The following is a 19,254-nucleotide window of genomic DNA, read 5'->3' on the forward strand; positions in this document are numbered from 1 at the left end:
GGCCGGGAGGATCTCCTCCCGGCCGCCGCCGTCTCTCGTCCTGAGGGTGCCGCCCGCTACAGCAGCCCGAGCGCGGTCGGCAGCCAGAGCGAGAGCTGCGGGATGAACACGACGAGGAACAGCATCGCGACGATCGCGAACAGGAACGGCCACAGCTTCGTGATGACCGGTTCGATGCGCAGGTTCGCCAGGCGGGACCCGACGAACAGCACGTTGCCGACAGGCGGCGTGATCACCCCGAGCGACAGGTTCATCACGACCATCGCGCCGAAGTGCACCGGGTCGATGCCGAACTCCGTCGCGATCGGCAGGAAGATCGGGACGAAGATCAGGATCGCCGGGGTCGGGTCCATGAACGTCCCGACGAGGATGAGCACGAGCATCATGAGGATGAGGATGAGCACGCGCGAGTCGGTCAGCCCCAGCACGGTCTCGGAGATGAGGTCCGGGATCCGGGCGTAGGCCATCGTGAAGGACAGCGACGTCGAGACGCCCACGAGCAGCATCACGATCGCCGTCGTGCGACCGGCGTTGATGAGGATGTCCGGGAGGTCGCCGACCTTGATGCTGCGGTAGCAGGCCGACAGCACGAGGCAGTAGACGACGGCGATGGCTGCGGACTCCGTCGCGGTGAAGAACCCGCCGAGGATGCCGCCCACGACCACGACGATCATCAGGAGCGACGGGACGGCGCGGCCGATGACGCGCAGACCGTCGGAGAACGAGATCCGGTCCTCCGACCGCAGCCGGCCGGGCTGGCGGCGGCTGTAGAGGTAGACCACGACCATGCAGGCCAGGGCCCACATGACGCCGGGGATCGCGCCGGCCATGAAGAGCGCGGCGATCGAGGTGCTCGAGACCAGCGAGTACACGATGAACGTGTTCGACGGCGGGATGAGCATCCCCGCCGGGGCGGAGGCGATGTTGACTGCCGCCGCGAACGGACGGTCGTAGCCCTCCTTGACCATGCGGTTGTTCATCACGCTGCCGACGGCGGCGGCCGCGGCGACGGCGGCGCCCGAGACCGCACCGAACATCGTGTTGGCCACGACGTTCGTCTGCGCGAGCGACGCGGGTGCGCGCCCGGTGAGCACCTTGGCGGCGTCCACGAGGCGGCTGGCGATCCCGCCGTTGTTCATGATCACGCCCGCCAGCACGAACAGGGGTATCGCGAGCAGCGGGAAGGAGTTGATGCCGGTGAAGATGCGCTGCGCGCTGACCAGCGCGGCCTGCTCCGGCCCGAGGATCGGGACGGCGGCCAGGAAGGAGGCGACGCCGATGACGATCGCGATGGGGACCGAGGAGACGATCCCGATGATGATGCAGAACAGCAGGATGAGGCCGACGAGGGCTGCGGGATCCATCACGCCTCCTTGCGCGGGGTGAGCGGTTCGACCGTGGCGGCCACGACCTCGGACTCGTCCTCGAGCTCGACGTACGGCCCGTGGGTCCCGCGGAGCAGACCGGCGACGTAGTACAGCGAGTAGAAGGCGATGAGCGTGCCGGCCACGGGGAGGGCGAGGTACATCTGCCCGAGGGTGAACGGCAGCGCCGAGAGGTTCTGCAGCCACGCGTTGCTCGCGGCCCGCCCGCCGCCCCAGATGAGCACGACGACGGTGAAGGCGAGCGTGATCAGCTGGACCACGACGGCGAGCGCGCGCTCGCTGCGCCCGGGGAGCTTGCGCGCCACGAACTCGACGGCGATGTGGCCGCGCTCGCCGAACACGAAGGCGGCGGCGAACAGCCCGAGCCACACGAAGGTGAGGCGGGCACCCTCGTCGGTCCAGGACGCCGGCGCCCCGAGCACCTGGCGGCTGACGATCTGCCAGACGACGATGAGCACGAGCATGGCGAACAGCACCACGACGATCCAGTACAGGGCCCTGTCGAGGGCCTTCTTGACGCTATCCACGCGTCACCTCCGTGGTGGTGGGGGTCGGGGCGGTCACGGCTGCGCCGCCGCTCGCGCGGCGTCGTAGAGCGCGCGCTGGGAGTCGGTCGTGATGAAGGTGTCGGCCATCGCCTCGAGCGGCTCGGCGAACGCGGCGTCGTCGACCTCGGAGAAGGTCGCCCCGCCCGCCGTCGCCCCCTCGATGGCCTCCTGCGTGGCCTCGGCCCAGAGCTGCGTGTGCTCCTCGTGGGCCGCCGTGAACGCGGCGTCGAACGCCTCGCGGTCGGCCGGCGTCATGCTCGCCAGCAGGTCGGAGTTGATGATGATGTAGTCGAGGCCGACGAGGTGGTTGGTGTAGCTCCAGTACGGTGCCACCTCGAAGTGGCGCTGCGTGAAGTAGGAGACCTCGTTGTTCTCGGCGGCGTCCACGACACCGGACTGCAGCCCGGTGTAGAGCTCGCCGTAGGCGAGCGGGGTGCCGATCCCGCCGAGCGCGCGCGCCATGGCGAGCTGGAGGTCGGACTCCTGCACCCGGATCTGCTTGCCGGCCAGGTCGGCCGGGGTCTCGATCGGCTCGTCGGTGTAGACCGAGCGCGCCCCCTGCGTGAAGCCGCCGAGGACCGTGATGTTGTTGCGCTCCTCGAGCGAGGAGAACAGGTCCCCGGTGATCTCGGGGTCGTGGATCACCCGCATCTGGTGCTCGACGTCGTCGAACACGCGCGGCAGGTTGAACACCACGAAGTCGGGGTTGAGGTTCTCGAGCTGGGGCCCCGAGACCACGGCCATGTCGACCGAGCCGTCGGAGACGAGCTGGAGCGCCTCGGCCTGGGCGCCGAGGGTCTCGTTGGGGTAGATGTCGGTGTCGTAGCCCTCGGTGGTCTCGGCCAGGGCCTCGCCCAGGTGGTCGAGCGCGATGTAGGAGGGGTGGGCCTCGCTCTGGTTGAGCGCGATGCGCAGCGGGCGGCCCTCGCCGTCGGCGAAGCCCGGGCCGCACGCGGCCAGGAGCAGCGTCGCGGTGGTCGCGCCGGCGACGACCGCGGTGATCGTCCGGTTCCTCATGTGTGTCCGTTCCTTCGGTGACGTCGTCGTCAGGCCGAGCCGGCGCCTCGCGCCGCGGCCCCTTCGCCGATCGATGCGCCCATCTATCCAGAGCGGCGGCGCCGTGCTGCAGTTGTTGCCGCGTGTTGCCGCGGCGGTGGTCCGGCTGGAGCGGTCAGCCGGCGGCGATCTGCGCCGCGAGGTGGCCGCCGCCGTAGCCGTTGTCGATGTTCACGACGGCGACGCCCGGCGAGCACGCGTTCAGCATCGACAGCAGCGGGGCGACGCCGCCGAACGCCGCACCGTAGCCGACCGAGGTGGGGATCGCGACGACGGGGCAGCTCACCAGCCCCGCCACCACGCTCGGCAGCGCACCGTCCATCCCGGCGGCCACGACGACGACGCGGGCCGAGCGCAGCAGGTCCAGCTGGGCCAGCACGCGGTGCAGCCCCGCCACCCCGACGTCGACGACGAGCTCGGTGGCGCGCCCGAGGTGGCGCGCGGTCAGCTCGGCCTCGCGCGCCACGGCCAGGTCGGAGGTGCCGGCGCTGAGCACGACGACGAGCCCGCCGGTCGGTGCGGGCGGCTGCGGCGGCCAGGCCACGAGGCGGGCGACGGCGTCGTGGTGCGCGTCCGGCAGCGCGGTCAGGACGGCGTCCACCTGGTCCTCGCGGACGCGCGTGAAGAGCGTGGGCGTGCCGGCGGCGGCGACCTCCGCGGCGATCGCGGCGACCTGGTCCGGCGTCTTCGGCTCGCACAGCACGGCCTCGGGGTAGCCGCGGCGGGCGGCGCGGTCGTGGTCGAGGCGCGCGACGCGCAGCAGCTCGGGGCCGGGCTCCCAGGCGGTGCCGGTCCCGGTGCCGGGTGCGTCAGCCACGGACGGACACCAGGGGCAGCGTGAACGCCCCGGACTGGATGCCGCGCAGGTCGAGCGCGGCGAAGCGGAAGCCGGCCGCCCGGACGGCGGCGTCCACCTCCTCGCGGCGCTCGACCGCGGTGGTGAGCTCCGCCGTCGGGAGCTCGATGCGCGCGACGTCGCCGTGGTGGCGCACGCGGCTGTCGGTGAACCCCAGGCGCCGCAGCGCGGTCTCGGCGGCGTCGACCTGCGCGAGCTTCTCCGGGGTGACCTCGGAGAAGTGCGGGATGCGCGACGCCAGGCACGGGGCCGCGGGCTTGTCGGCGACGGGCACCTCCAGCGCGCGGGCGAGCTCGCGCACCATCGCCTTGGTCATCCCGGCCTCCGCGAGCGGGCGCAGCACGCGGTGCTGCGTGGCGGCGCGCGAGCCGGGGCGGTCCGGCCGGCGCGCGTCGTCGGCGTTCTCGCCGTAGGCGACCGCGGCGAGGCCGAGCTCGGCCACCAGGTCGTCGGAGATGCGCGTGAAGAGCTCGTCCTTGCAGTGGAAGCAGCGGTCGGGGCCGTTCGCGCGGTAGGCGGCAGAGGAGCCCTCGTGGGTCTGGACCTCCACCAGCCGCGCCCCGATCGACGCGGCCGTCTCGTGCGCGCGGGTGCGCTCGTCGGTCGCGAGGCTGGAGGAGACGCCCAGGACCGCGACGACGGCGTCCGCGCCCAACGTGCGGACCGCCAGCGCGAGCAGCGTGGCCGAGTCGACCCCGCCGGAGAACGCGACGCCGAGCGGCGCGTGGCCCGCCAGGGCGTGCGCGGCGGTCGCGGTCGCCGTCGCGAGCGGTTCCGCCAGGAGGTCGCCGAGGTCGCCGATGCCGCCGATGTCCCGGATGCCCGCTGCCGCCGTCGTCATACCCGCTCCCTCGTCGATGTCGTGACGGACCAGTCTGGGCCGGGCCGCGGCGTCGGCCCCGGCTGTTGCCAGGCGTTGCCACCCCGGGTGACGACGCCGGACGCCCGGCCCGGCGCCCGCCGTCGGGGTCTACCGTGGGCCGGTGAGCGAGCGCCCGGCCGATGAGGACCGCCCGGCCCCGACGATCTACGACGTCGCCCGGGCCGCGGGCGTCGCGCCCTCGACCGTCTCGCGCGCGCTGTCCCGCCCGGGCCGCGTGAGCACGGCGACGGCGGAGAAGGTGCACGCCGCCGCGCTGGAGCTCGGCTACCGGCGCGCGTCGGTCGGACCCGTGCTCACGTCCGTCCCCACCCGGATGCTCGCGATGGTCGTGGCCGACATCGGGAACCCGCAGTTCGTCGACGTCGTGCGCGGGGCGACGGCGGCGGCCGAGGCCGCCGGCTACACGATGCTGCTGGTGGACGCGCAGGAGTCCGACGTGCGCGAGCGCGAGGCGGCCTCGACGTTCCTCGACGCCGTCGACGGGCTCATCCTCACGAGCCCACGCCTGTCGGACTCGGGCATCCGCGGCATCGCGAAGCGGCGCCCGGTGATCGTGCTGAACCGCATCGTCAGCGGGCTGCCGAGCGTCCTGACCGACGGTGCGCGCGGCGTGCGCCGCGCCGCCGAGCACCTCGGCCAGCTCGGGCACCGCGAGATCACCTACGTCGCGGGTCCCGAGGCGTCCTGGGCCGACGGCGTGCGCTGGCGTGGTCTCGAGGAGGCCGGCCTCGAGCTCGACATGCGCGTGCGCCGCATCGGTCCGAACGCGCCGACGGTCGAGGGCGGGGCGCGGGCCGCGCGCCGGTGGGCGCAGCGGCCGACGACGGCGGTCGTCGCGTTCAACGACGTCATGGCGGTCGGGTTCGTGCGCGGGCTGCGCGCGCTCGGGGTCGCGGTGCCGGGCGAGGTCAGCGTGGTCGGCTTCGACAACAGCGCGATCGGGGCGCTGACGGCGCCCTCCCTCACCTCGGTCGCCTCGCCGCTGCAGCTGCAGGGCAGCACGGCCGTGCGCAACCTGCTCGCGATCGTGGGCGGGGCGCGCTCGAGCGGCGAGCCCGTGCTGCTGCCCGTGAAGCTCGTGGTGCGCGACTCGACGGCGCGCGCCGCGCGCTCGGGGTGACCGCGGTCGGACGGGTATTGCCGGCGGCGCCTCCCGGCGGCCCCCGCACTACGCTCGGGGCATGACCTCGACGACGCCCGTGGACCCCACCAGCACCCCGGCCTGGGCGGAGCTCACCGCCCTGCACGGCTCGTTCACGCCGGACCTGCGTGGCTGGTTCGACGGCGACCCCGGCCGGGTCGAGCGCCTCACGCACGCCCTCGGCGACCTGCACGTCGACCTGTCGAAGAACCTCGTGACCGACGAGGTGCTCGCCTCGCTCGTGCACCTCGCGCAGGACACCGGCGTCGCCGAGCGCTACGCCGCGATGCTCGCGGGCGAGCACATCAACACGACCGAGGACCGCGCCGTGCTGCACACGGCGCTGCGCCGCCCGGCCGGGCAGGCACCGTCGCTCGAGGTCGACGGGCAGGACGTGGACGCCGACGTCGCCGAGGTCCTGGGACGCATCGACGCGTTCGCGGAGCGTGTGCGTTCAGGTGACTGGGTGGGGGTCACGGGCAAGCGTGTCGAGACCGTGGTCAACATTGGCATCGGCGGCTCCGACCTCGGACCGGTGATGGTCTACGAGGCCCTGAAGCCGTACGTCCAGGAGGGCCTGAGCGCGCGCTTCGTCTCCAACATCGATCCGACCGACCTGGCCCAGAAGGTCGCGGACCTCGACCCCGAGACGACGCTGTTCATCGTCGCGTCGAAGACGTTCACGACGCTGGAGACGCTGACCAACGCGCGCCTGGCGCGCGACTGGCTCTGGGAGCGCCTGGCCGCCGCCGGCGCGATCGGCGACGACGACGCGGCGCGCACCGACGCCGTCGCACACCACTTCGTGGCCGTCTCCACGGCCCTGGAGAAGGTGGCCGACTTCGGCATCGACACCGCCAACGCGTTCGGTTTCTGGGACTGGGTCGGCGGGCGGTACTCGGTCGACTCCGCGATCGGGCTCTCGCTCGCGATCACGCTCGGCCCCGACGCGTTCCGCGAGCTCCTCGCGGGCTTCCACACGGTCGACGAGCACGTGCGCACGCAGCCGCTGGAGCGCAACGTGCCCGTCCTCATGGGCCTGCTGAACGTCTGGTACGTGAACTTCCTCGGCGCACAGACGCACGCCGTGCTCCCGTACGCGCAGCAGCTGCACCGCTTCCCGGCCTACCTCCAGCAGCTCACGATGGAGTCCAACGGCAAGTCCGTGCGGTGGGACGGTTCGCCAGTGGCGACCGACACCGGTGAGGTGTTCTGGGGCGAGCCGGGCACGAACGGGCAGCACGCCTTCTACCAGCTCATCCACCAGGGCACGCGGCTGATCCCGGCGGACTTCATCGCCGTCGCGAACCCGGCGTACCCGTTGGCCGACGGCGGCCGCGACGTGCACGCGCTGTTCCTCGCCAACTTCCTCGCGCAGACGAAGGCGCTCGCGTTCGGGAAGACGGCGGCGGAGGTCGAGGCCGAGGGGACCACGGGTGCGCTGGTGGCGGCCCGCACGTTCGCCGGCAACCGGCCCACGACGTCGATCGTCGCGCCCGCGCTGACGCCGGCCGTGCTCGGCCAGCTCGTCGCGCTCTACGAGCACATCACCTTCGTGCAGGGTGTGGTGTGGGGCATCAACTCCTTCGACCAGTGGGGCGTCGAGCTCGGCAAGCAGCTCGCGCTGCAGATCGCGCCGGCGATCGAGGGCGACGACGACGCCCTCGCCGCGCAGGACGCCTCCACCCGGGCGCTGATCGAGTACTACCGGGCGCACCGGGGCTGAGAGGTCGTCTCCTCGATCCGGTCACGAGCGGTTCGTGACCGGATCGAGATGCGATCGAGATCAGATCGAGACGTGTGATCGGGACCCGCGGCACGCCGCGGTTCCTCACGCGAAGCATGCACCAAACTCGTCATTACTGAGCCCATCTTGAGCATTTCCTGAGGCTCTCCCGAGGGTACGGTGCGCGTGACGCCTCAGCGCTGAGAGCGTTCACCGGCCGGTTACGTGGGCGACGCCGCGATGTCGTACCCGCGCCCTACCGTGACCGCGTTCCCGTTTCGAAGAAGAGGTGATGTCATGCGTTCGTGGGCCCGTCCCGCGGCAGTAGCAGGTGCTGCTGCCATCGCAGTGTCAGGGGTGGTGATCGCGCCCGGCGCCGCAGCCGCCGTGAGTCCCGACGCCCCCGTGGTGATCAACGAGGTCTACGGGGGAGGTGGGAACTCCGGTGCCGTCTTCTCGCACGACTTCATCGAGCTGCGCAACACCAGCTCCACGCCGCAGTCGGTCGACGGCTGGTCGGTGCAGTACGCGTCCTCCGCCGGGACGAACTGGAGCGGCCGCATCAACCTGAGCGGGACCATCCCCGCCGGCGGTCTCTACCTCGTCCAGGGCGGGACGAACAACGCGTCCGTGGGAGCCCCGCTGCCGACGCCGAACGCGAGCGGCAACGTCAACCTCGCCGGCGCGAACGGCAACGTCGCGCTGACCAGCTCCACCGCCGCGCTGAGCTGCCAGGCCGCCGCGTGCGCCGCCGACGCCGCCGTGGTCGACCTCGTCGGATTCGGCACGGGTGCCGCGTTCGCCGGTACGGGAGCCGCTCCGGCGCCGAGCAACTCCACCTCGGTCGCTCGTGACGCCGCCGGCACCAACACCGCGGACAACGCCGCCGACTTCACGGTCGGCGCGCCCACGCCGTCCGCCGGGTCGACCACGCCCGTCGACCCGCCGACCCCCGAGCCCGGCGAGACGCTGACGATCGCCCAGGTGCGGGCCCTGACCTCCGGCACCGTCACCACGCGCGGCGTCGTCACCGCGGCCTACCCCACGGGTGGCTACAACGGCTACGTCATCCAGACGCCCGGCACCGGCGCCGAGAACGACGGCCGCACCGTCTCCGACGCGATCTTCGTCTTCTCCTCGGCCACCGTCGGCTCCGTCGCCGTCGGTGACTACGTCGAGGTGACCGGTACGCGCGGCGAGTTCAACGGCCTGTCCCAGATCCAGGTGACCGCGGCCTCCGGCCTCACGCAGCTGACCGAGGAGGTGCCCGCGCCCGTCCCGGCCGCGATCGCCCTGCCGGCCGCCGCGGACCGCGAGCCGTTCGAGTCGATGCTGATCGCTCCGCAGGGCGACTTCACCGTTTCCAACACCTACTCGACCAACCAGTACGGCGAGGTCGGCCTGGCCAGCGGCACCACGCCGCTGATCCAGCCCACCCAGGTCGCGCGCCCCGGCACGCCCGAGGCGGCCGCCGTCGCCGCGGACAACGCCGACCGCGGCGTGATCCTGGACGACGGCGCGTCGACGAACTTCTTCAACAACCGTCAGCAGACGCCGCCCTACATCTCCACCACCGACCCGGTCATCATCGGCGCGGCGGTCGAGTTCACGGACCCGGTCATCCTCGACTGGCGCAACAACGCGTGGAAGCTCAGCCCGACCTCGCAGGTCACCCCGGCCGACGCGTCCGCCTACCCCGCGACGTTCGAGAACACGCGCACGCAGGCGCCCGACGCCGAGGCCATCGGTGACGCCGACCTGACCGTGGGCGCGTTCAACGTCCTGAACTACTTCACGACGCTCGGGTTCAACACCCCGGGCTGCACGTCCTACGACGACCGCGACGGCAACCCCGTCACCGTCCGCGGCGGCTGCGACCCGCGCGGCGCGTGGGGCCAGGCCGACCTGGACCGCCAGCAGTCCAAGATCGTCGACGCCATCAACGCCACCGACGCGAGCGTCCTCGGGCTCATGGAGATCGAGAACTCCGCGAAGCTCGGCAAGCCGGCCGACGCGGCCACGGCCACGCTCGTGAACGCCCTGAACGCGCAGGCGGGCACCACGAAGTGGGACTACGTCCGGTCCAACTCGGCGGAGCTCCCGCCGCTGTCGCAGCAGGACGTGATCACCAACGCGATCATCTTCCAGCCGGCCGAGGTCGAGCTGGACGGCGCCCTCCGCGTGCTCGGCAACCAGAGCGCGAGCGGGTCCGCGTACCAGAACGCGCGCGAGCCGCTCGGGCAGAGCTTCGTGCCCGTCGGCGGCACCGACGAGGAGAGCGTCTTCGTCGTCGTCAACCACTTCAAGTCCAAGGGTTCGGCCGGCCCGCTGCAGGGCGACGCCGACGCCGGTGACGGTCAGGGCGCCTCCAACGCCTCGCGCGTGGCCCAGGCCACGGCGCTGCGCGAGTGGCTGCCGACCGTGACGGAGGAGGGCGACGCCGTCGCGCTCGTCGGCGACTTCAACTCCTACGGCATGGAGGACCCGCTCGAGGTCTTCGTCCAGGCGGGCTTCACCGACGCCGCCACGGAGTTCGGCGCCGGCTACTCCTACAGCTTCCAGGGCCTGTCCGGCTCGCTCGACCACGTCTTCCTCAACGAGGCGGCGATGGAGCGCGCGACCGGCGCCGACATCTGGAACATCAACTCGGGCGAGTCCATCGCGCTCGAGTACAGCCGGTACCTCAACCACGGCACGGACTTCTACGCCCCGGGCCCGTACCGCTCCTCGGACCACGACCCGGTCATCGCCGGTCTCTCGGTCGAGCCGGTCGTCCCCGCCGAGCCGGTCGGCCTCTCGCTGCTGAACATCAACGACTTCCACGGTCGCATCGACAACAACACGGTGAACTTCGCCGGGACGGTCGAGCAGCAGCGCGCGGCGATCGACGCCGAGGGCGGCTCCTCGCTGTTCCTCTCGGCCGGTGACAACATCGGTGCCTCGCTGTTCGCCTCCGCCGTCGCGCAGGACCAGCCCACGATCGACGTCCTCAACGCGCTCGAGCTGGCCTCCTCGGCGGTCGGCAACCACGAGTTCGACCAGGGCTACGACGACCTCGTCGACCGCGTGATCGACGGCGGCGAGAACGCGACGTTCCCGATCCTGGGCGCCAACGTGCGCCTGGCGGACGGCAGCCCCGCGCTCCAGGAGTACTCGCTGCACGAGGTCGACGGCCTCACGGTGGCCGTGATCGGCGCGGTGACGGAGGAGACCCCGACGCTGGTCAGCCCGGCCGGCATCGCGGACCTGACGTTCACCGACCCGGTCGAGGCGGTCAACCGCGTCGCCGAGCAGCTCACGGACGGCAACCTCGACAACGACGAGGCCGACGTCATCATCGCCGAGTACCACGAGGGTGCCGGCGCCGGCATCCCCGACGGCTCGACGCTCGAGGAGGAGGTCGCCGACGGCGGCGCGTTCGCGGACATCGTGAACCTGACCGACCCCGCGGTCGACGTCATCTTCACCGGTCACACGCACAAGCAGTACGCGTGGGACGGCCCGGTCCCGGGCGCGGACGGCGAGACCCGTCCGATCCTGCAGACCGGCTCCTACGGCGAGTTCCTCGGTCGGGTCGACCTGACCGTCGACCCCGCCACGGGTGACGTCACGGAGTACACGGCCGAGAACGTGGCCCGCTCGACGACGCCGGCCGCCGACCTCGTGCGGGACTACCCGCGCGTGGCCGCGGTCAAGACGATCGTCGACGCGGCGCTCGCCGAGGCCCAGGTCATCGGCTCCCAGCCCATCGGCTCGGTCACCGCCGACATCACGACCGCCTACTCGGGCGGCTCCTACGTCGACGGCGTCTACCAGGGCTCCGGCCCGCTGCCCTCCACGGGCCGCGACAACCGCGCCGCCGAGTCCACGCTCAGCAACCTGGTCGCCAACTCGCTGGTCTCCTCGCTGTCCTCCCCGGACCGCGGCGCCGCCACGATCGGCGTGGTCAACCCGGGTGGTCTGCGCAACGAGCTGTTCTTCGACGCCGACGGCGTGATCACCTACGCCGAGGCGAACGCGGTCCTGCCGTTCGTGAACAACCTCTGGACCACGAGCCTCTCGGGCGAGCAGTTCAAGGTCCTCCTCGAGCAGCAGTGGCAGACGAACGCCGACGGCACCATCCCGTCGCGTCCGTACCTGCAGCTGGGTCTGTCGGACAACGTCACGTACACGTTCGACGCCACGCGCCCGATGGGCGACCGCATCACGTCGGTCACGGTCGACGGCGAGCCGCTCGACCCGGCCGCGAGCTACCGCATCGGGACGTTCTCGTTCCTCGCGACCGGTGGCGACAACTTCCGGGTCTTCACGCAGGGCACGGACACGCGCGACTCCGGTCTCGTGGACCGCGAGGCGTGGATCTCTTACCTCGGCGACGCGTCCCCGGTCACGCCGAGCTTCGCCCGCCGCGCCGTGCAGGTTCCCGAGGTGGCCCCGGTCGCCGCGGGCGGCCAGCTCTCGGTGGCGCTGGGTCAGCTCGACCTGACGTCGCTCGGTTCGCCGCGCAACACCACGGCGACGGCGACGCTCGGCGACGTGGAGCTCGGCGAGTTCGCCGTCACCGAGGGGGCGACGACGATCGCCGCCCAGGTGCCGGCGACGGTGGCCGCGGGTGACTACGACCTGGTCGTGACCGTGGCGCCCTCGGGCACCGAGGTCACGGTCCCGGTGACGGTCACGGCCGATCTCACGGTGCCGTTCACGGACGTGCCGGAGGACAACCAGTTCTTCAACGAGATCCGCTGGGCGTTCCAGAACGGCATCACGACCGGGTGGACCGAGGCCGACGGCTCGAAGACCTACCGTCCGCTGGCGAACATCAACCGCGACGCGATGGCGGCGTTCCTGTACCGCCTGGCCAAGCCGGTCGGCTACACCGCTCCGACGGTCTCGCCCTTCGTGGACGTCCCGACGAGCAACCAGTTCTACACGGAGATCGCGTGGCTCCACGAGCAGGGCATCTCGACCGGGTGGGCCACGCCCGCCGGCGCCGAGTTCCGTCCGCTCGAGCCCATCAACCGCGACGCGATGGCGGCGTTCATCTACCGCTACGCGAAGCAGCCCGCGTTCGACGCGCCGACGGTGTCCCCGTTCGACGACGTCGACCCGAGCAACCAGTTCTACAAGGAGATCACCTGGATGCACGCCCAGGGGATCGCCACGGGTTGGCCCGAGGGCAACGACGGACGCGCGGTCTACCGGCCGGTCGCCCCGATCGCCCGCGACGCGATGGCGGCGTTCCTGTTCCGCTACAGCAACCTGCAGGACTGAGCTCCACCAGCAGCACCTGCAGCACCGGAAGCCCCGCCCCTCATCTCGAGGGGCGGGGCTTCCGCCGTCGTGCCCGCCCTGCCCGCGCGCGACCCGACGTGTGAGCGTTCTCATCCCGTTCATCCTCGTGAGTGCCGCACGTCACCGAGCGGCCACGGCGCGGTCGGGCGACGCTGCTTCGCTCGTGGGCGGTCGTGCCGACCGGCGCGCCGCCCACACCTGACGTGAGGAACTCCTCGATGGGACTTCGCCCGCCCCGACCTCCGTGCCGTCGGTCGCACCGCGCCGCACCGACGCCCGACCACCTGCCGCTCGCCGCGCGCGGAACGCTCGGGACCGCTATCCTCGACGCAGCGATGACAGCGGTGTCATCCAGGGGGAACGCGCCCATCCCGTCGAAGGAGACGTCATGACCACACCGCCCCGCCCGCGCTCGAGAACGGGGCCGTCGAGCCCCGACAGGGCCGGCACCCGACCACGCAGGACCGCCACCTGGCGCAGCGCCATCCTCGGCCTCGCCGCCGCGACCGCCGCCACCCCGCTCCTCGTCGCGCTGCCCGCGCCCACTGCCGGCGCCGCCCCCGCGGCCGACCTCCTCGCGCCGTTCGACGCCGTCGACCCCTTCATCGGGACCGAGCTCGACACCACCGAGAACAAGAGCAACGACGCCTACGGCAACACCTTCCCCGGCGGCACGGTGCCGTTCGGCGCCGTGCAGAACAGCCCCACCACGTTCCGCGAGGGCGGCAACGGCGAGAAGGGCGGCTACGAGTGGACCGGCACGCAGCTGCGCGGCTTCGGCCTTACGCGCATGTCCGGCACGGGCTGCTCCGGCAACTACTCCGGCTTCGACGTCCCGATCCTCCCGTTCACCGGTGAGCTCCCGGGCGGCGCGCTGCCGAGCAACCCCGAGCAGACGATCCGCGACTACTACCTCGACTTCTCCCACGACGACGAGGTCGCCCAGCCCGGCTACTACTCGGTCGAGACGGCCGACGGCGTGACCACCGAGCTGACCGCGACCACGCGCACGGCCGTCAGCCGGTTCGACTTCCCCGAGGGCGACGCCGGCGACTCCACGCTGCTGATGAACGTCGCCGGCTCCAACAACGCGATCACCGCCAGCGACGTCGAGATCGACGCCGAGGCCGCGAGCGTCACCGGCTCGGTCACCGCCGCCGGCCTGTGCGGCAGCGCGCCGTACACCCTGTACTTCTCCGCGTCCTTCGACCAGCCCTTCGACGCCCACGGCGTGTGGGGCGACGGCGCAGTCACCCCGGGCGCGGACGCGGCGTCGGGCACCTCGGCCAAGCACGGCACGGGTGCCTACCTCTCCTTCGCCGACGGCGCCCAGGTCACCGCCACGATCGGCATCTCCTACGTCAGCGTCGAGGGCGCCGCGGCGAACGCGGCCGCCGAGGTCGGCGACGCCGACTTCGACACCGTCCGCGCGCAGGCTCGCGACACCTGGACCGAGGCCCTGGGCCGCATCGAGGTCGGTGGTGGCACGAACGAGCAGCGCGTCAAGCTCTACACCGCGCTCTACCACGCGCTGCACCACCCCAACGTCTTCAACGACGTCGACGGCACCTACACCGGCGCCGACGGCGAGCTCCACCAGGTCGAGGAGGGTCGCCAGCTCTACACGAACTACGCCGGCTGGGACTTCTACCGCTCCTCGGCGCAGCTCATCGCGATGCTCTACCCGGAGGTCGCGAGCGACATCAACCAGTCGATCCTGCGGCTCACGCAGCAGGGTGGCCGCTGGGTCGACGGCTGGGCGCAGAACAACGCGCAGACGCGCATGGCGGCCGACTCGCTGCCGACGGCGGTCTCGACCATCGACGCGTTCGGCAGCACCGACTGGGACCGCGAGGCGGGCCTCGCCTCGCTCGTGAGCTCGCAGACGCTGCCGGGCACGTCCAGCTCCCGCCCGGACGCGCAGCACTACTTCGCCACCGGCGTCGTGGAGAACCGCCGCGGCAACTTCGCCACGGCGCGCGTGCTGGAGTACTCGATCACCGACTTCGCCATCGCGCAGCTCGCCGACCGCCTCGGTGACGAGGGCGCGAACGCCGACTACATGGTCAAGGCGCAGAGCTGGCTCAACGTCTTCGACGACCAGACCCAGCACATCCGCCCGCGCGAGCGCAGCGGCTTCGACCGCAACTTCGACCTGCGCGGCCGCGACGGCACGGGCGGCGGCCAGTTCAACCAGGCCACGGGCTACCAGTACGGCTGGCTCGTGCCGCACAACATGGGCAGCCTGGTGGAGCGCCGCGGCGGCATCGAGGCGACCGAGCGCGCGCTGGACGAGCACACCGTCGAGCTCGACGCCGGTGCCTACACGAAGACCGGCGCCTACCTCAGCAACCAGCCGAGCCTCAACATGCCGTGGTCCTACCACTGGCTGCAGGCGCCCCACAAGACGACCGACGTGCTGCACCGCGCCGCCGACCTGTGGGACACCACGCCCGCCGGCATCCCGGGCAACGACGACCTCGGCGGCCTGTCCGCCTGGTACGTCTTCAGCAACCTCGGCGTCTACCCGGGCATCTACGGCACGGCGAACCTGCTGGTGAGCGCGCCGCACTTCCCGCAGATCACGATCCGCAGCGCGGACTCCGACCGCGTGTACGAGATCAACGCGCCCGGCCAGAGCGAGAGCGTCCGCTACACCACCGGCCTGACGGTCGACGGCGAGGCCCACACCGCCTCGTGGTTGGACGAGGACTTCGCCCGCGAGGGCGGCGTGCTCGACTTCACGATGTCGGCCACCCCGGGGACGTGGGGGACGAGCGCGGGTGACGTGCCGCCGTCGTTCACCGACGGGATGGACGCGCGCAACAACGTCGGCATCACGCCGAACGGCCGCGGCAACATGGGCTCGCTGGACTACAGCGACTGGTCGCTGTCGCGCGAGACCCTCGCGCAGCGCGGCGCCACGCCGGGGGCGCAGCTCCCGATGGGTGACACCGGCATCACCTTCACGTGGCCGGACACCGAGGTCGGGCAGCCCGACAACTGGATCGTCAACGGTCAGCGCATCGAGGTCGACGCCCCCGGGGCGGCGGCCGTGTCCGTGCTCGGCCTGGCCACCAACGGTCCTTCGAAGGGCACGGCCCAGGCGGAGTACTCCGACGGCTCGCGCCAGAACATCGCCCTCGAGCTGACCGACTGGGGCGCGAACCCCGGCGGCGGCAACGCCACCGTTCTCGAGGTCGCGGGTCGCAACAACGTCAACGGCACGTCCGCCGGTGGCACGTTCCGCGTGTTCGGCACCCGCCCGGCCCCGCTGGACGCGTCCAAGGACCTCGTCGCGATCCACCTGCCGCGCGTCACCGACCGCGGCGTGATGCACGTGTTCGACGTCGCGACGACCACCACGCCGTACGCCGACCCTGACGCGCCCACCGGCACGCCGGACCGCGTGATCCTCACGGTGCCGGAGGACCCCTCGACGTCGCAGTACGTCACCTGGCGCAGCACGAGCCCGCTGCCGATCGACGGCAGGGTCGAGATCCGCGAGGGCGGCCTCACCGACACCGGCGCTCCCGTCCGCACCGTCGACGCCGTCGAGAAGCCCGAGCGCACGCTGAACGGCTACCCCTCGCGGAGCCACTCGGCCAAGCTGACCGAGCTCACGCCGTCGACCACCTACTCCTACCGCGTCGGCGCAGCCGACCGCTGGAGCGGGTGGCAGGAGTTCACGACGGCGTCGGCGCAGGCCGACCCGTTCACGTTCCTGTACTTCGGCGACGCCCAGGAGGGCATCGACACCGTCTGGCACGACTCGGTCGACGCCGCGTGGGAGGCCGCACCGGACGCCCGGTTGTCGGTCTACGCGGGCGACATGACCAACACCTCCACGGTCGAGAAGGAGTGGGACGACTGGCTCGGCGGGATCGGTGAGCGGGCGTGGAGCACGAACGCCGTGCCGACGCCCGGCAACCACGAGGTCGGCCCCGAGCCGTTCATGGAGCACTACCTCGACACGTTCGAGCACGACGCGAACGGTCCGGTGGCCTCCGACGCGGGTCGCTTCGCCCCCACGTACGGCGCCCACCTCGCGCGGGTGCTCAAGGACACGGTCTACTTCTCCGACTACCAGGGCGTCCGCTTCGTGACGCTCAACGCGAACCGGGACGACATCTGCCCGATCGCGCGGCCGGCGGGCCTCGCGGCCTACGACTGCAACGTCGCGCGCACCGCGTGGATGACGATGCAGGCGACCTGGCTCGACCGCGTGCTGCAGGAGAACCCGCACGACTGGAGCGTCGTGACGGCGCACCAGCCGGTCTACTCCACGGGCATCTCCGGCAACGGGCTGCGCGACGAGGCCAACTGGCGCCAGCACATCCTGCCGGTGCTGGAGACCAACGACGTCGACCTGGTGCTGCAGGGCCACGACCACACCTACGGCCGCGGCTTCTCCAGCTCCACCGCCACGGGGATCGACGGCGTCTCGGCCGGTCCGGTCTACGTCGTCTCGAACGCCGGGGCGAAGCAGTACACGCTCCCGTCCGCCTCGGACAACATCTGGACCCGCAACAACGCCACCGCGGTGGTGCGCGCCCAGGACACGTCGACCTTCCAGAAGATCACGGTCGACGGCGACACGCTCACCTACTCCTCGGTCGTCACGCACGTGCGTCCGGGCGGGGCGGCGACGGTCGCGGTCGGGGACGAGCTGGACTCGTTCACGATCACGCAGCGCGAGGACGGCGCGAAGTGGGTCACCGAGAAGGGCGTCGCGGTCCCCGGGCCCGAGGTCGGACCGGTGAACGCCACGCAGCCGTTCAACGAGGTGTTCGACGACGCCACGTGGGGCGAGGTCGTGTTCGACGACGACTTCAGCACCGACCGCCTCGCCGAGTACGACCGGTTCTCCGGCCCGGGTGAGCCCGAGGGGACGCTCGCCGTCGACACCGGGGCCGGGCTGCTCACCGCGAGCGGCGAGGGTCGCACGTGGAGCAACCTGCAGCTGCCGCTGGAGGCGGGCGAGTCCTTCGCGCTGATCGTGGAGCCCGAGCGCTTCCGCGGTGCGGGGGGCGGTGAGGACACGCTGTTCCTCGGCCCGACGGCGGACGCGAGCAACCGCGCCCAGTCGTGGTTCCACGCGCCGGGTGCCCAGTCCGGGTTCGAGATCTTCTCCGGTGGGACGCGCCGCGGCCTCGCCGAGGGACCGGGTGCGGCGCCCGTGCGCTGGAACGACGGCGACCGGTTCGCCACGGTGCTCGACCAGGGCGAGCTGACGTCGTGGATCGAGCGCGACGGCACCTGGAGCCAGATCAACGCCGGGCTGGCACGGCTGTGGGTCGGTGTGGACACGCTGGCGGAGTGGCAGCCGACCGTGGGCCTGCGCCTGGACGCCGGCTCGATCGCGCTCGACCGCGTGACCGTGCTGCGCCCGTCGCAGGAGGTGACGCCGCTGCCGGTGGTGTTCACCGACGAGCGTGGTCGCGAGGACGACACGTACACGATCCCGTCGGTGACGGGCGTGGAGTACGTGGTCGACGGCGAGGTCGTGGCCGCGGGCACCTACCCGGGCCGCGACCTGGTGCGGGTCGAGGCGCGGCCGCTGCCCGCCTTCACCTTCCCCGAGGGCGCGACGACGGTCTGGGAGCACGTGTTCACCCCGCCGACGTCGTCGCCGTTCGCGGACGTGCCGGTCGAGAACATGTTCTTCGAGGAGATCGCGTGGGCGTTCTCGGCGGGGATCACGACGGGGTGGCCGGAGGCCGATGGCACGGTGACCTACCGGCCGCTGGCGAAGATCAACCGTGACGCGATGGCGGCGTTCCTGTTCCGCCTGGCGGAGGTCGAGAACTACGACGCGCCGACCGTCTCCCCGTTCACGGACGTCTCGACCGACAACCAGTTCTACCGGGAGATCGCCTGGCTGCACGAGCAGGAGATCTCCACGGGCTGGGTGCAGGCCGACGGGAGCGCGCAGTTCCGCCCCCTGGAGCCGATCAACCGTGACGCGATGGCGGCGTTCCTGTACCGCCTGGCCGAGACGGCCGGTCCGGTGGAGCACGACGTGCCCGCGGTCTCGCCGTTCCTGGACGTCGCGCCGACCGACCAGTTCTACGCCGAGATCACCTGGCTCGCGGAGAACGGCGTGACCACGGGGTGGGTCGGGAACGACGGCAGCGCGCAGTACGAGCCGCTGATGCCGATCGCGCGCGACGCGATGGCGGCGTTCGTGTACCGCTTCGACCGGCTCGACCTGCTGTAGCTCGCACCGATCGAGCGGAGTGACGGGCGGCGCCCGGTGGCCCAGGCCACCGGGCGCCGTCCGCGTCCGCGTGGGTGCCTCCATGTGATGCCCCCCGCCGAGTTCGGGGTTCCGCGCCAGGCCCCGCCCACGCCCCCGCCCACGCCC

9 protein-coding genes are annotated in these 19,254 nt (G+C 71.9%); 4 read left to right on the forward strand and 5 right to left on the reverse strand.

Annotated elements, in window-relative coordinates; genetic code table 11:
- Nucleotides 1–56: 56 nt before the first annotated feature.
- The 5 genes from QQK22_RS16515 to larE form a co-directional block, all read right to left on the reverse strand.
- Entirely contained in the window at nucleotides 57–1,364 is a 1,308-nt protein-coding gene (locus tag QQK22_RS16515; RefSeq protein ID WP_284252173.1) for a TRAP transporter large permease, read from the reverse strand.
- Nucleotides 1,364–1,912 (reverse strand): TRAP transporter small permease, encoded by a 549-nt coding sequence (locus QQK22_RS16520; protein WP_284252175.1) that lies wholly within the window; start codon nucleotides 1,910–1,912, stop codon nucleotides 1,364–1,366. The genes QQK22_RS16515 and QQK22_RS16520 overlap by 1 nt, the downstream gene beginning before the upstream one ends.
- 33 nt (nucleotides 1,913–1,945) lie before the next feature.
- A complete protein-coding gene (locus QQK22_RS16525) occupies nucleotides 1,946–2,950 on the reverse strand; it encodes a TRAP transporter substrate-binding protein (protein WP_284252177.1) in 1,005 nt (334 codons plus the stop codon).
- Nucleotides 2,951–3,104: 154 nt separating this feature from the next.
- Nucleotides 3,105–3,806 carry a nickel pincer cofactor biosynthesis protein LarB gene (gene larB, locus QQK22_RS16530; RefSeq protein WP_431310172.1) on the reverse strand — a complete coding sequence of 234 codons (702 nt, stop codon included), beginning with the start codon at nucleotides 3,804–3,806 and terminating at the stop codon, nucleotides 3,105–3,107.
- Complete coding sequence (gene larE, locus QQK22_RS16535) at nucleotides 3,799–4,686, reverse strand: ATP-dependent sacrificial sulfur transferase LarE (RefSeq protein ID WP_284252180.1); 888 nt, start codon at nucleotides 4,684–4,686, stop codon at nucleotides 3,799–3,801. Before larE ends, larB begins: the two co-directional genes overlap by 8 nt.
- Before the next feature lie 142 nt (nucleotides 4,687–4,828).
- Here larE and QQK22_RS16540 point away from each other — a divergent pair, with 142 nt between their 5' ends.
- The 4 genes from QQK22_RS16540 to QQK22_RS16555 all read left to right on the forward strand — a co-directional run bounded on the left by QQK22_RS16540 (nucleotide 4,829) and on the right by QQK22_RS16555 (nucleotide 19,107).
- A complete protein-coding gene (locus tag QQK22_RS16540; RefSeq protein WP_284252182.1) occupies nucleotides 4,829–5,848 on the forward strand; it encodes a LacI family DNA-binding transcriptional regulator in 1,020 nt (339 codons plus the stop codon).
- 61 nt (nucleotides 5,849–5,909) lie between these two features.
- A complete protein-coding gene (gene pgi / locus QQK22_RS16545; protein ID WP_284252184.1) occupies nucleotides 5,910–7,595 on the forward strand; it encodes a glucose-6-phosphate isomerase in 1,686 nt (561 codons plus the stop codon).
- Nucleotides 7,596–7,952: 357 nt separating this feature from the next.
- Nucleotides 7,953–12,866, forward strand: coding sequence for an ExeM/NucH family extracellular endonuclease (locus QQK22_RS16550; protein WP_348525617.1), 4,914 nt, complete (start codon nucleotides 7,953–7,955; stop codon nucleotides 12,864–12,866).
- A gap of 409 nt (nucleotides 12,867–13,275) precedes the next feature.
- The gene (locus QQK22_RS16555) at nucleotides 13,276–19,107 is read left to right on the forward strand and encodes a GH92 family glycosyl hydrolase (RefSeq protein ID WP_284252187.1); all 5,832 of its coding nucleotides are present in this window, start codon (nucleotides 13,276–13,278) and stop codon (nucleotides 19,105–19,107) included.
- Nucleotides 19,108–19,254: the final 147 nt, after the last annotated feature.

Origin of the sequence: Litorihabitans aurantiacus, assembly GCF_030161595.1 — a bacterium.
GTDB classification, from domain to species: domain Bacteria; phylum Actinomycetota; class Actinomycetes; order Actinomycetales; family Beutenbergiaceae; genus Litorihabitans; species Litorihabitans aurantiacus.